The organism is Arthrobacter crystallopoietes, assembly GCF_017603825.1.
GTDB classification, from domain to species: Bacteria; Actinomycetota; Actinomycetes; order Actinomycetales; family Micrococcaceae; genus Crystallibacter; species Crystallibacter crystallopoietes_B.
In genome coordinates, this window is record NZ_CP072014.1 from 2084957 (window position 1) to 2098211 (window position 13255).

Annotated in this window: 11 protein-coding genes; 5 read left to right on the forward strand and 6 right to left on the reverse strand. The window is 67.2% G+C overall.

The window, feature by feature from the left end:
• The first annotated feature begins 177 nt into the window (after positions 1 to 177).
• Together J5251_RS09670 and J5251_RS09675 are read left to right on the forward strand one after the other, a co-directional pair.
• Positions 178 to 570 (forward strand): TraR/DksA family transcriptional regulator, encoded by a 393-nt coding sequence (locus tag J5251_RS09670; RefSeq protein WP_139005136.1) that lies wholly within the window; start codon positions 178 to 180, stop codon positions 568 to 570.
• A 365-nt stretch (positions 571 to 935) separates the two neighbouring features.
• Entirely contained in the window at positions 936 to 2246 is a 1311-nt protein-coding gene (locus J5251_RS09675) for a Glu/Leu/Phe/Val family dehydrogenase (protein WP_208575937.1), read from the forward strand.
• 94 nt (positions 2247 to 2340) lie between these two features.
• On the opposite strand, the gene J5251_RS09680 is transcribed toward J5251_RS09675, so the two are convergent.
• From J5251_RS09680 to J5251_RS09705, 6 genes are all read right to left on the reverse strand, one after another.
• Positions 2341 to 3870 carry an APC family permease gene (locus J5251_RS09680; RefSeq protein WP_208575938.1) on the reverse strand — a complete coding sequence of 510 codons (1530 nt, stop codon included), beginning with the start codon at positions 3868 to 3870 and terminating at the stop codon, positions 2341 to 2343.
• Positions 3867 to 4904: an agmatine deiminase family protein gene (locus tag J5251_RS09685; protein WP_208575939.1), complete on the reverse strand. Its 1038-nt coding sequence runs from the start codon at positions 4902 to 4904 to the stop codon at positions 3867 to 3869. Before J5251_RS09685 ends, J5251_RS09680 begins: the two co-directional genes overlap by 4 nt.
• A gap of 2 nt (positions 4905 to 4906) precedes the next feature.
• The gene (locus tag J5251_RS09690) at positions 4907 to 5953 is read right to left on the reverse strand and encodes a nitrilase-related carbon-nitrogen hydrolase (protein ID WP_208575940.1); all 1047 of its coding nucleotides are present in this window, start codon (positions 5951 to 5953) and stop codon (positions 4907 to 4909) included.
• 136 nt (positions 5954 to 6089) lie between these two features.
• On the reverse strand, positions 6090 to 7568 hold the full coding sequence (locus J5251_RS09695) for a gamma-aminobutyraldehyde dehydrogenase (protein ID WP_208575941.1): 1479 nt from the start codon (positions 7566 to 7568) through the stop codon (positions 6090 to 6092).
• 82 nt (positions 7569 to 7650) lie between these two features.
• Positions 7651 to 9102, reverse strand: coding sequence for an NAD(P)/FAD-dependent oxidoreductase (locus J5251_RS09700; protein WP_208575942.1), 1452 nt, complete (start codon positions 9100 to 9102; stop codon positions 7651 to 7653).
• Positions 9099 to 10829 carry an amidohydrolase gene (locus tag J5251_RS09705; RefSeq protein WP_208575943.1) on the reverse strand — a complete coding sequence of 577 codons (1731 nt, stop codon included), beginning with the start codon at positions 10827 to 10829 and terminating at the stop codon, positions 9099 to 9101. Before J5251_RS09705 ends, J5251_RS09700 begins: the two co-directional genes overlap by 4 nt.
• A gap of 126 nt (positions 10830 to 10955) precedes the next feature.
• Here J5251_RS09705 and J5251_RS09710 point away from each other — a divergent pair, with 126 nt between their 5' ends.
• Genes J5251_RS09710 through J5251_RS09720 form a run of 3 tightly spaced genes read left to right on the forward strand, consistent with a single transcriptional unit; the run spans position 10956 to position 13244 of the window.
• On the forward strand, positions 10956 to 11684 hold the full coding sequence (locus J5251_RS09710) for a TetR/AcrR family transcriptional regulator (RefSeq protein WP_171059339.1): 729 nt from the start codon (positions 10956 to 10958) through the stop codon (positions 11682 to 11684).
• On the forward strand, positions 11681 to 13051 hold the full coding sequence (locus J5251_RS09715) for an NAD(P)/FAD-dependent oxidoreductase (RefSeq protein ID WP_208575944.1): 1371 nt from the start codon (positions 11681 to 11683) through the stop codon (positions 13049 to 13051). Before J5251_RS09710 ends, J5251_RS09715 begins: the two co-directional genes overlap by 4 nt.
• 40 nt (positions 13052 to 13091) lie before the next feature.
• Positions 13092 to 13244 (forward strand): hypothetical protein, encoded by a 153-nt coding sequence (locus J5251_RS09720; protein ID WP_171059340.1) that lies wholly within the window; start codon positions 13092 to 13094, stop codon positions 13242 to 13244.
• The last annotated feature ends 11 nt before the right edge of the window (positions 13245 to 13255 follow it).

Genomic DNA, 13255 nt, shown 5'->3' on the forward strand with positions numbered 1-13255 from the left:
CCGGTCAGCGGCGCCGCCGGGTCCTCACCTCAGCGTGCGTTACTGAGCCGGAAGCGGTCAAGGGGAGAGGCCGGTGACGTTTGCGGAACGATCGCATAACAGAGGTGTCGCAAGACGGATATAACGACGTCGGAGGGGACTATGATGCTCTCATAACTCCGAGAGGATGGTGGCGTCATGAGCGATGCGCTGGATGTAGGGTCCACGGCAGCCACGGCGGATAAAGGAATGTACCGGCAGTTGCTGGAGGAGAAGATCGCCGAGGCCCGCCTGCAGATCGAACGGCTGACGGCGGACATTCACGAGGCGACACTGGCCGCGCACGATATTCCCGCCGACGACGAGCACGACCCGGAGGGTTCCACACTCACGCTCGAACGCGCCCGCGAGGTCGCGCTGCTCGACGGCACCGAAAAGTCGCTTGCCGAACTGCTGGAAGCCGAGGACCGCCTCGAGAAGGGCACCTACGGCACATGCGAGAACTGCGGGCGCGAGATACCGCGAGAGCGGCTCGAAGTCCGGCCGGAAGCGCGGTTCTGCGTGCAATGCGCCAGCGCCCGACGGCGGTAAAGACCGCCGCCACGCTAGGGCTTATGTATACGTCAGTGCCGGGAATGTCCCTCAGGCCGCGCTGGGCGCGGTCGGCCTCGTCCACGGTTTCGGGCATTTTGCCATGGCCGGTCCGAATCGACTGGGCAGCATGTCTTCCTACGGGTCGATGATGTCGTCGAGGTTAGCGGAGTGTTCTTCGCGTGGGGTCTTTTCCACCCTATGAAGCCCTACCGGTGGCTGCAAGGGGCCTATTCAGATCCGCTGTAGTTGGCCACAACAACCCAACGGGCTGCTGTGCACTCGCCCACTGACGTTCCCCGCTCGTCCTTATAGCCTCAGGAAGGCAGCTATCCGGCATACAGCTAAATAAGGAACGAACGTCAATGACGACAACTGTTTTATCACCGCACCCCTCAGGCAAATCCGGCCAGGACCCGGCCGCCGCCGGCACCGACGCGGGCCCGTGGGAGAGTGCACAAAGCCAGCTGGCCTCGGCCGTCCGCACCCTCGGCTACAGCTCCGGGCTGCACCAGATGCTGGCCCGGCCACGCCGCGAGCTCTCCGTGAGCATTCCGCTGCGCAGGGACGATGGCACAGTGGAAATCCTCACCGGCTACCGCGTCCAGCACAACTTCTCGCGCGGGCCGGCCAAGGGCGGACTGCGCTACAGCCCGGAGGTTTCGCTCGACGAAGTGCGGGCGCTGGCGATGTGGATGACCTGGAAATGTGCCCTTCTCGATGTGCCCTACGGCGGGGCCAAGGGCGGGATCACAATCGATCCGCGCAACTACTCGCAGCAGGAACTTGAGCGCGTAACGCGCCGGTACACCAGCGAAATCCTGCCGGTGATCGGCCCCGAAAAGGACATCCCGGCTCCGGACATCGGCACCGACGAACAGACCATGGCGTGGATGATGGATACCTACTCCGTCAATGTCGGCTACACGGTGCCCGGCGTGGTGACCGGCAAGCCCGTCAGCGTGGGCGGCTCCCTCGGCCGGGCCAGCGCGACCTCCCGCGGTGTCGTCCACGTGGCCTTGGCCGCTCTCCGGCAGGCTGGCATCGCCCCGGCCGGGAGCACCGCCGCCGTGCAGGGTTTCGGCAAGGTTGGCGCCGGTGCCGCGGAATTCCTCGCCGAGGCCGGCGTCGCCGTCGTCGCTGTGGGGGACCAGTACGGCGCGATATACAACGCAGCCGGACTGGAGATCAAGGCACTGACCGAGCATGTCCGCGAAACGGGCAGCGTGGTCGGATTCAAGGGCTCCGACGCCATCGGCTCCGAGGAGCTGCTCGAACTGGAGGTCGACCTGCTGGTGCCGGCCGCCGTCGAAGGTGTCCTGCATGGCGGGAATGCCGGGCGGGTCCGGGCAAAGGTCATCGTGGAAGGCGCCAACGGACCCACCACGGCTGCCGCTGATGCTGTTTTCCGTGAGAACGGCGTGCTGGTGGTGCCCGATATCCTCGCCAACGCCGGTGGCGTGATCGTGTCCTACTTCGAGTGGGTGCAGGGCAACCAGGCCTACTGGTGGACCGCCGCCGAGGTCGAGGAGCGGCTGGAACAACGCATGCTCGCAGCGTGGGAGAACGTGCTGGCCGTTGCTGCCCGGCGTGGCCTGAGCCTGCGCGAGGCAGCAACCGTGACGGCTGTCGAGCGCGTGGCGGAAGCCCACCTCACCCGCGGCCTCTACCCCTAAGCCCGGTACGTAGGCCCTGGGCCTAGCCAGGTACAGCAAAGGGTGCTGCCGCAGATTGCGGCAGCACCCTTTTGTCGAGGTGGCTGTGCAGGGACTATTCCGGCACCACCAGAGCCGGCGAATCCTGCTCAAGCGTTTGCCCGCGGAAGAACTCCGGGTTGCGCCGGTAGAACAGCAGCATTGCCACCAGGCCCAGCGCGATGATGCCCACGCCGATGATGAACACCAGCCCGATCCCGAAGACCTCCGAGCCGCTGCCGAATGCCGGATCCCAGCTGTCTACCGCCGTCTGGAGGAAGACGACCACCAGGGCCAGACCGCCGAGCAGCGGGAACAGGAACCGGAACAGGAAGCTGCGCGCGTTCACGAACGCGGTCCGGCGGAAATACCAGACGCAGGCCAGCGCGGTCAGTCCGTAGTAGAAGCAGATCATCAGGCCCAGCGCCATGATCGTGTCGTTGAGGACGTTGTCGCTGACAAAGCGCATCAGCGTGTAGAAGCCGGCCGATACGGCACCGGCCACCACCGTGGCGTACACCGGCGACTGGAACCGCGGGTTGATCCTCGCGAAGCGCTCCGGCAGCGCCTTGTAGTAGCCCATGGCCAGCAGGCTGCGGGCAGGCGAGATCATGGTGGACTGCAGCGAGGACGCGCAGCTGGACAGCACGGCCAGCGAGAGCAGGATGGCAAAGGGGCCCATGACCGGGCCGGCGATGGCCGTGAAGACGTTCTCGGAAATGTCCGGATTATTCAGCCCCAATCCCGTGTCGCCGACGCCGGCGAACATGATGGTCGCAACGGAGCCCAGCAGGTAGATGACCAGAACAGCGACGGCGGTAACCGCGGCGGCGATGCCGGAGGTCCGCTTGCCGTTGGTGGTTTCTTCGTTCATGGTCAGGCAGACATCCCAGCCCCAGAAGGCGAAGATGGATAGCGACAAACCGGCGGCGAAGGCGGAGAAGCTCTCGATGCCGAAGGGGTTGAACCACTCCCAGTCGAACGCCAGCGGCTGCGCGTCCGGCACGGTACCGATCTTGGCCAGCGCGCCGAGCACAAACCAGGCCAGCACGCCCAGCTGGAAGATCACCAGCACGTACTGCACGGTCTTGGTGGTCTTCACGCCGCGGCAGGAAACCCAGACCGCCAGCGCCACAAACACCAGGCAGGTCAGCACGTTGACTACCTTGTTCGCGGCCAGGTCGGCAATGGCCTGCGAGCCGGTGAGCTGGGAGAGGAAGAGGTAGAAGAAGTCCACCGCCACGCCGGCCAGGTTGGAGAGCACAATAATGTTCGCGGCGAGCAGCCCCCAACCGCCCATCCAGCCCACAAACGGCCCGAACGCCTTGGTCACCCACGTGAACGTGGTGCCGCTGTCCGGCGAGTCCGCATTCAGCTCGCGGTAACCCAGCGCCACCAGGAACATCGGCACGAAGCCAACTATGAAGATCGCCGGCAGGTAGGTGCCGATGGCCTGCACGGTGGGACCCAGCGTGGAGGTCAGCACGTAGGCCGGTGCGATGGTGGAAATACCAATAACGACGACGGCGAGCAGGCCGAGCTGTCCGCTGGCGAGCCCCTTGCCGGTCCGGGCCGCCGCCGGGGCGGTGCGTGTTGTCTGGCTCATGTCATGGCCTTTCGGGAAGTGCGGGGCTGCTGCTGCGTGATGCAGTGGATGCCGCCGCCGCGGGCAAAGAGTTCGCGGGCATCCAGGCCGGCAACGCGGCGGCCGGGATAGACGTCGGCGAGAATGGCGAGCGCCTTTTCATCCGCCGGGTCAGCGAAGGTGCAGGCGATGACGCCGCCGTTGACCACCAGATGGTTGATGTAGCTGTAGTCCACGAAGCCCTCGTCGTCCCGCAGCGTTTCCGGCGCCGGTACCTCAACGATGTTCCAGCTCCGGCCGGCGGCATCGGTAGTGCCGTGGAGGAACGCAATGAGCTCGCGGCTGACCTCGTAGTCCGGATGCTCCGGGTTGTTCTGCGCGTGCACCAGCAGGGTCCCCGGGGAAGGGATTGCAGCCACAATGTCCACATGCCCCCGCGTGCCGTAGCGCTGGGAGTCGCGGGTCAACCCGCGCGGCAGCCAGATGATCTTGGTGGCGCCGATGGTACGGGCCAGCTCGGCCTCGATCTGCGCCTTGGTGGCCCCGGGATTCCGGCCCGGGTCCAGCTGAACGGTCTCGGTGACCAGGACAGTACCCTCGCCGTCCACCTGGATCCCGCCGCCCTCGTTGACCAGCGCGGAGGCAATGCGTTCGACGCCGGCCAGCTCGGCCACGCGGGTGGCGATCTTTTCGTCCTTGTCCCAGCTCGCCCAGTCCTGCTGGCCCCAGCCATTGAACACCCAGTCGACCGCAGCCAGCCCGCCGTCGTCGTTCGTGACGAAGGTGGGGCCGATGTCGCGCATCCATGCATCGTTCAGCGGTGCGGTGACCGTTTCGACGGCGGGGGAGAGGTAGTCGCGCGCGGTGGCGGTGTCGGCCGGATCCACCACCATGGTGACGGGTTCGAATTCGGCGACGGCGTTGGCAACGGACGCCCAGGTGGAGCGGGCGGCATGGGCCTGCTCCTCGGTGTCGCCGAGCGTGTAGCCGCCGGGCGGGAAAGCCATCCAGATACGGGACTGTTCGGCCGTTTCGGCGGGCATCTTCCACGCCATGGTCAGGCCACCGTTCCTGCGGCGGCTGTTACCACCTTCGCTGCCGAGGCAACTGTGCCCGAGACTGCCGGCTGCACCGATCCAGTCGAGCCGAAGGGCTGGTCCGCACGGACCGGTTCGGTCAGCCGGGCGTAGGTGTCCGGGCGGCGGGTGGTCAGGAAGGGGAAGAGCGTCAGCCAGTCCTTGCGCTGGTCCAGGTCGAGGTCCGCAACCAGTACCGCCGACTCGTCCCGCGGAGCCTGCACCAGGATGCGGCCGTACGGATCGGAGATGAAGGAGGAGCCGTAGAAGGTGTTGGTGCCCTCGTTGCCCCAGCGGTTCGGGGCCACCATGAACAGGCCGTTGGCGATGCCGTTGCCCACGATGACTTGCTGCCAGAGGGGCTGCGTGTCGAAGTCCGGGTGGTCCGGCTCGGAGCCAATGGCCGTGGGGTAGACCAAGAGTTCCGCACCGCCGAGGGAATACATCCGCGCGAGTTCGGGGAACCACTCGTCCCAGCAGGTCGGCATACCCAGCCGGAGACCGCCCAGTTCTGCCGGCGCGTGCACCTGGTAGGCGTCCTCGCCGGCGGGGCCCTGGCGGAAGTACTTGTCTTCGTAGTAGCCGGCGGTGACCGGAATGTGGAGTTTGTGGGTGGTGGCCAGCAGGTCGCCCTGCGGCGACACCAGAATGGCGGTGTTCAGGCCGAGTTCGTCGGCCGGGTCATCAGTGCGCTGGTACAGCGAGGCGTGCACGCACACATTGTTGGCGCGCGCGGCCTCGGCGGCGAAGGTGAAGGTGGGGCCGGTCAGGAGGTCTTCGGCCAGTTCCTCGGCACGGCCTTCGGGCAGCTTGTCCGCAGGGTACTTGGACAGCGTGAGTTCCGGCAGGAAGACGACGGCGGCGCCGAGGGCTGCCGCACGTGCGATCCCTTCGGCGAGTTCGGCTTTGGTTTCCGCTGCATCGGCGTACCAGCGGTGCTGGACCAAGCCGACGCGCAGCGGTGCGCGGTCGCTGCGCTCGGTACGGGCAAACGACACAGGCGGATCCAGTTGAGTCAGTTCAATCATTGGGAGAAAACACTTCCGTGGGATGCGGGTCACATCAAATGAATTTGATTCATTTATTATGCAGGTGTGAGCCGCCCAACACAAGAGCAAAATGAATCCCGTTCTTTATTCGCTTGGTCCGGACAAACAGCGCAGCTCAGCCCCTGGCACGGAAGATGGTGTTTTGCCAGTCCTTGTGAGGTGTTTTGTCGCGGCTGAGCATGACGTGTTTGGTGTTGGTGTAGTCCTCGAGCGAGTAGGCGGACATGTCTTTGCCGAAGCCGGAGGCTTTGTAGCCGCCGTGGGGCATTTCGGAGACGATCGGGATGTGGTCGTTGATCCAGACGCAGCCGGCCTGGATTTCGGCGCTGGCGCGCAGGGAGCGGTTGAGGTCGTTGGTCCAGGCGGAGGCGGCTAGCCCGTAGGGGGTGTCGTTGGCCAGGGTGAGGGCTTCGTCGTCGGTGTCGAAGGGCAGCGCGGTGAGTACGGGCCCGAAGACTTCCTCCTGCACGATCTCGGAGTCCTGCGCGGCGCCGGCCACGAGGGTGGGGCGGTAGTAGGCGCCGGCGGCGAGGTCGCCGCCGGGTGCGTGGCCGCCGGCGAGGATGGCGGCGCCGTTGGCACGGGCGCGGTCGACGAAACCGGCGACCTTGTCGCGGTGATTATGGCTGATCAGCGAGCCGAGGTCCGTGGCCTCCTCGGTGGGGTCGCCGACGATGACCTGGTCCATGAGTTCGGCGACGCGGGCGGTGAAGGCGTCGAAGAGCGGGCGCTGGATGTAGGCGCGGGTGGCGGCGGTGCAATCCTGGCCGGCGTTGATGATGGACCCGGCGACTGCGCCGTGGGCGGCGGCTTCGACGTCGGCGTCGTCGAAGACCACGAAGGGTGCTTTGCCGCCGAGTTCCAGATGCGCGCGTTTGGCGGTTTCGCTGGCGAGGGCCATGATTTTGCGTCCGACGGCGGTGGAGCCGGTGAAGGAGGTCATGGCCACGTCGGGGTGCCTGACGAGGTGTTCGCCGGCGACGGTGCCGGTGCCGGTGACGATGTTGATTACGCCGTCCGGGATGCCGGCGGCGGTGGCGGCTTCGGCAAAGATGAGGGAGGTGCCGGGGGTGAGTTCGGAGGGTTTGAGCACAATGGTGTTGCCGGCGGCGATGGCGGGCAGGATTTTCCAGCCGGCCATTTGGAACGGGTAGTTCCAGGGGGCGATGGAGCCGACCACGCCGATGGGTTCGCGGCGGATCATCGACGTACCGCCGGCGCCGTATTCGCCGGCGGCCAGGCCCTGCAGCTGCCGGGCGGCGCCGGCGAAGAAGGAGACGTTGTCGACGGTTCCAGGGACATCGAATTCCGTGGCCAGGCGGATGGCCTTGCCGGTCTGGGCGGTTTCGACGGCCGCTATCTCCTGCGCGCGGCGGCCCAGTTCCGCGGCGAGGGCGAGCAGGGCATCGGAGCGCTCGGCCGGGGTGTGCCGCGACCACGTGCCGAAGGCCCGCTTGGCCGCGGCGACCGCGTCGTCGACGTCGTCCGTACTGGCATAGCGGATGATCTCGGCGGGCTCGCCGGTGACGGGATTGGTCCGTTTGGCCTCGTCGCCGCGGCCTTCGCGGTACCGGCCGTCAATAAACTGGTGCAATGGTCCTCCTAGTGCGGGGAAGCTGGTGGGGTAGGGGCTAAGCGGTGGAGCGGGTGAGCGTGGGGCGTTGCGGTGGCGCCGGTCAGGAGTCGAAGCCCATTCCGATGGCATCCATTAGTTTGAGCCAGGGTCCGCGCCTGCCCTGGCGGCGGTCCGCGCGGATCATCGCGGCCGCGGTGATTTTGACGCCGAGCCAGGCCAGCGGCTCGGGCGGAAACGGGAGCGGCTTCTTCGTTACCAACTGCAGTCGGGTGCGTTCTGTCGGCGTGCCGGCGAGCAGGTCCAGCAGGACGTTGGCGCCGAAACGGGTGGCGCCCACACCCAACCCCGTGTAACCGGCGGCGTAGGCAACGCGGCCGCCGTACGCCGTCGTAAAGAAGGAGAAGAAACGGCTGCACGTGTCGATGGCGCCGCCCCACTTGTGGGTGAATTTCACCGACTCCAGCTGCGGGAACGTGGCGTAGAAGTGGGCGGCCAAGCGGGCGAAGGTCTCCTCGCGCTGGTCGTATTCGGCCTTCACCCGCCGGCCGTAGTGGTAGACCGCGTCGTAGCCGCCGAAGAGGATGCGCTGGTGCCCCTGCGGATCGGTGGCCAGCCGGTAGTAGTGGAAGCGGTTGTTCAGATCGCTCAGTCCCTGCCGGTTGTGCCAGCCGATGGCCCGCAGCTGTTCGGGCGTCAGCGGTTCGGTCATCAGGACGTAGTCGTAGACCGGCACGGTGTGCAGCCGCGTGCGCTTGAGCAGGGAGGGGAACACATTGGTGGCCAGCGCGACCTTCGCCGCGGTGACCGTGCCGCCGTCGGTAGTTATCCGGACCGGACCGCTGCCACCTTTCGTGGCTCTGATCCCGCGGACCGGCGTGTGCTCGTAAATTTCGACGCCGGAGGCCAGGCAGGCGCGCTGCAGTCCCCACGCGAGGCGGGCCGGGTGGAGCATGGCCGTGCTCTTCTTGTCCCAGAGGCCGGCCCGGTAGACCGGGGAGTTCAGCTCCTTGCGGACGGCGTCCCGGTCCAGGAACACCACGTTCGGATCCTTGCCCTCGTCCTCGCGCAGCCACTCCACCTGATGGTCCTCGGTGGCGACGCTGAGCGTGCCCGTCCATTCGAAGCCGCAGTCGATCCCGTACTTCTCCACGGTGTCAGCGATCTGCTCCAGGTTCTCATGGCCCAGCTCCTGCAGGCGCGCGGCTTCCTGTGGCAGGTGCTTCTTGCCGTTGGCCTCGCCGTGGGTCAGGCTGGCCTCGCAGAAACCGCCGTTGCGCCCGGAGGCCGCCCAGCCGATCCGTTTGCCTTCCAGCAGCACCACGCGCCGGTCCGGATCGCGTTCCTTGGCCATCAGTGCCGTCCACAACCCCGTGTATCCGCCGCCGACCACGGCCAGATCCGTAGTGGTATCCCAGTCCAGCGGCGCGAGCGAGTCCGGCCGGGCCGGATCGTCGAGCCAGTACGGCGTGGTGGACGCATCGGCCAGCGCAGCGTGGACTCGGGACTGCGGGATGCGGCGGTCGGCGTCGTCGTACGTAGTGGTCCGGCTCACGCCTTCGCCTCCTGCGGCTGTCCGGTATAGACCGGGACGCCCGCGACCATGGTGAAGTCCGTGCCGACGGTGTGCAGTTCACCCGGGTCCAGCCGGAAGGGATCGGCATTCAGCACCACGAGATCGGCGGCTTTGCCCACCGAGACGGCACCGCCGTCGTCGTTGCGGTTCAGCCACGCCGAGCCGGCTGTGTAGGACGAGAGGGCGGTTTGCAGTGAAATGGCCTGTTCCGGCAGCAGGGGCGGAGCCTCCGGGTAGGCGGGGTAGGTGCGGTTGACTGCCACGTGGGTGGCCTGCCAGGGATCGGGCGTGGACACCGGCCAGTCCGAGCCCATGGCCATGGTGGCCCCGGCAGCCAGCAGGGAGCCGAAGGGATACTGCCAGGCCGCGCGTTCCTGACCGATGAGCGGCACGGTCAGCTGCAGCATCTGGTCGTCGTTGCAGGCCCAGAGCGCCTGTGCGTTTACCGTCACGTCGAGGGCCGCGAAGCGGGCGATGTCCTGCGGGTGGATGATCTGCAGGTGCGCCATGTGATGGCGTCCGCGGGTGCGGGGGTTGCTGCGGCGTGCGTGCTCGACGGCGTCCAGTCCGTCCCGGACGGCGCGGTCGCCGATCACGTGCAGGTGCAGGTCGAATCCGGCAGCATCCAGGGCAACCGCTGTCTGGGTCAGCACCTCCTTGGGCAGGTACAGCAGCCCCCGGTCGTTCCCGTCCGCGTCCTGGTCCGCGACGGCGTGTCCGGCGCTGTCGGCTCTGCCGTCCCTGCCGTCCGGGTTTCCGCAGCGGCAGGGGCGCAGGTAGGGATCCAGCATCGCCGCGGTACGGTTCTCGGGCACGCCGTCCACCATAATCTTGGCACTCGTGGTGACGAATCCACCGGCGCTGTTGGCCCGTCGTCGTTCTTCGAAATCGGTGACCAGTTCGGCGATGTTGTCCGAGGTGGTGCTGCGCGGCACCCAGAGCGCGCCGGTGGCCCTGCCGGTAAGCAGGCCGCGACCGGCCAAAGTGCGGTAGGCGCCGCTGGCGTCCGGATAGCCCGCGTAGCTGCCGAGGATCGCTTCCTGCCAGCCGGTCACGCCCACCGAATGCAGGTAGCGCTGGGCCTCGAGCAGTCCGCCGCAGAGATCCTCGTCCGTCAGCGGCGGCAGGAACTTGTTGACCAGGTCCATCGCGCCCTCGTGCAGCGTGCCGGTGGGGAAGCCGTCCGTGCCGCGTTCAATCCACCCGTCCGCTGGGTCCGGCGTTGCCGCATCCACCCCGGCGAGTTCCAGCGCGCGGGTATTGACCCAGGCACTGTGATGGTCCGCGTTGATGAGGTACACCGGACGGTCCGGCACAATTTTGTCGAGCAGCTCGCGCGTGGGGTAGCCGCCGGGGAAGTCCGCCTTGTGCCAGCCGCCGCCGGTGATCCAGGACTCTGGCTTCAATGCCGCATAGGCGTCGATGCACGTCAAAACGGCGTCCAGCCCGGAGCTGTCGGAGAGGTCGCAGCCGCGCCGCTCGACGCCGCCATAGACGGCGTGGACATGGGCGTCCGTGAAGCCGGGCGTGAGGAGCCGGCCGGCCAGGTTCACCGTTTCCGCTGAGGTTCCTGCAGCTTCACGCACCTGGGCGTCGGTGCCGACGGCGGTGATCCGGCCATCGGTGACAGCTACTGCCGTCGCCGTCGGGTGGACCTGCTGCCCGTCAAAGATCCGACCGGAATGGAAGATCCAGTCTGCACTCACAATGCCTGCTTTCCTGTTGCTGCTGTTGAGGGGTGTCTCTTATCGAACTGAATGCGGGCCGAATTGTCAACGGTGTTGACTTCACAATTAGAGTGGAGTCAAAACCGGCCGGCGAAAGGTGAAGGGATGGCACCGGCAGAAATCGGGATCCAGCGGGAGCGTGCCAAGGGGCTCTCGCGCGAGGTCATCGTCGACGCCTGCCTCCGGCTGGCCGACGAGCATGGCAGCTCGGCATTGACCTTCCGCCGCATCGGGCGGCTGCTCGGCGCGGATCCGACGGCGCTTTACCGGCATTTCAAGGACAAGGACGAGCTGCTGCTGGCCCTCGCGGACCGGCTGATCGGCGAGGCGCTGAAGGACTTCGAACCGGAGCCGTCCTGGCGGGCCACCATCAAGGAGCTCGTGGTGCGCGGGCGGCGGGCGTACCTGGCCCACCCGCAGGTGGCGGCGCTCGCGGCCGTACGTGTGACCCGGCAGGAGTCCGAGATGCAGTTCGTCGAGACCATGCTCGCCACATTCCGGCGGGCCGGCTTCGGCGCGGTGGATGCCGTGCGGACCTACCGGGCGTGCGCCGACTTCATGCTCGCCTGGACCGGATTCGACGCCGCACTGAGGTCTCTCGGCGAGAAGTCCGAGGCGGACAACCGGGCTTGGGCAGAAGCCTATGCGCAGGCTTCGCCGGAGCGCTTTCCGAACGCAACGGCATCGGCGGCGGCGATGGCCGGCATCAGCGACGAGGACAACTTCGACTTCGCGCTCGAACTGCTGCTCGACGGCATCGAGGCCCGGCTCCACGCTTGCGCCGCTGCCCGGCCGGTTGCTCCGCCTGCTCATCGAAAGGAACCGCAACCATGACCGTCAACGGGAGCATCTCGTTCTGGTACGCCGCGGACGGCATTCCCTCGCCGCGCCCCGCCTTGGCTCAAAGCACGACGGCGGACGTCGCCATCGTGGGTGCCGGCTACACCGGGTTATGGACCGCCTACTATCTGAAGCAAGCGCGCCCGGAGCTGGACGTGGTGGTACTGGAGAGCCGCTTCGCCGGCTTCGGCGCGTCCGGACGGAACGGCGGCTGGCTGACCAACAGCATCACCGGCGGCCGGGACCAGTACGTCAAGACCCATGGCCGCGCCGTCGTCGGGCGCTTCCAGCAACTGCTCAACGAGACCGTGGAAGAGGTCATAGCCGTGGCCGGAGCCGAGGGGATTGATGCGGACTTCCACAAGGGCGGCGAACTCACCGTGGCTCGCAACCACGCCCAGCTTGAACGCCTGCGGGCCTGGGCCAAGGAGGAAGCGCTCTGGCCGGAGGCCGGGACGCAGCTGCTCTCTGCCGGCGGGACCGCGGAGCGGGTGCACATTACCGGTGCCCTCGGCGGGCTGTGGCAGCCGCACTGCGCCCGGATCCACCCGGCGAAGCTCGTGCGCGGACTGGCGGCCGCCGTCGAGCGTTTGGGCGTCAGGCTCTACGAAGGCACCACCGTGACGGAAATAGCGCCGGGTCTGGCCCGGAGCATGCACGGCGACGTCACGGCCAGATACGTGCTTCGCGCTACCGAAGGCTTCACCGCAAACCTGAAGGGCTCGCACCGGGACTGGCTGCCGATGAACTCATCCATGATCGCCTCCGAGCCCCTGCCCGCGGCGGTCTGGGCAGAAATCGGCTGGGAGCACCGGGACACCGTGGGCGACATGGCCCACGCCTACATGTATGCCCAGCGCACTGCGGACGGCCGGATCGCGCTCGGCGGCAGGGGAGTGCCGTACCGCTTCGGTTCCCGGACGGACACCGACGGCGCCACCCAGCAACGGACCACCGAACTGCTGACCGCGATCCTGCATGATATGTTTCCGGCCGCCCGCGATGCCGCCGTCGACCATGCCTGGGCCGGTGTGCTGGGCGTGCCGCGGGACTGGAAAGCCACCGTGGGACTGGACCCGGCGACCGGACTCGGGTGGGCCGGCGGCTACGTGGGCACCGGCGTCGCGGCCACCAACCTCGCCGCCCGCACCCTGCGCGACCTGATCCTGGAACCGGGAAGCGAGCTGACCACCATGCCCTGGGTCAACCGCAAGGTCCGGCGCTGGGAAATCGAACCGTTGCGCTGGATCGCCGTCCAAGCCATGTACAAGGCGTACCACGCCGCCGACAAGGCGGAGAACCGCAGGCAAGGGCCGACGTCGTTAATCGCCAAGACGGCAGATAAAGTGACCGGGCGTTAGGCCAGTCCGGCCACGGCTACGATGGCCGCATGGGTAGGAGATGAAGGGCAGCATCGAGTATGGCTGGAATCCGCGTTCCATCACCATTCCCTACGGCGCTACCACCGTCCGGAAGACAGACCGGGAGCAGTTCCTGGCGGCGCTTTCACCGTTCGAGGGCCTGGACCGTCCGGAGGCGACCACCTCCGACTGACCTAGCACCTC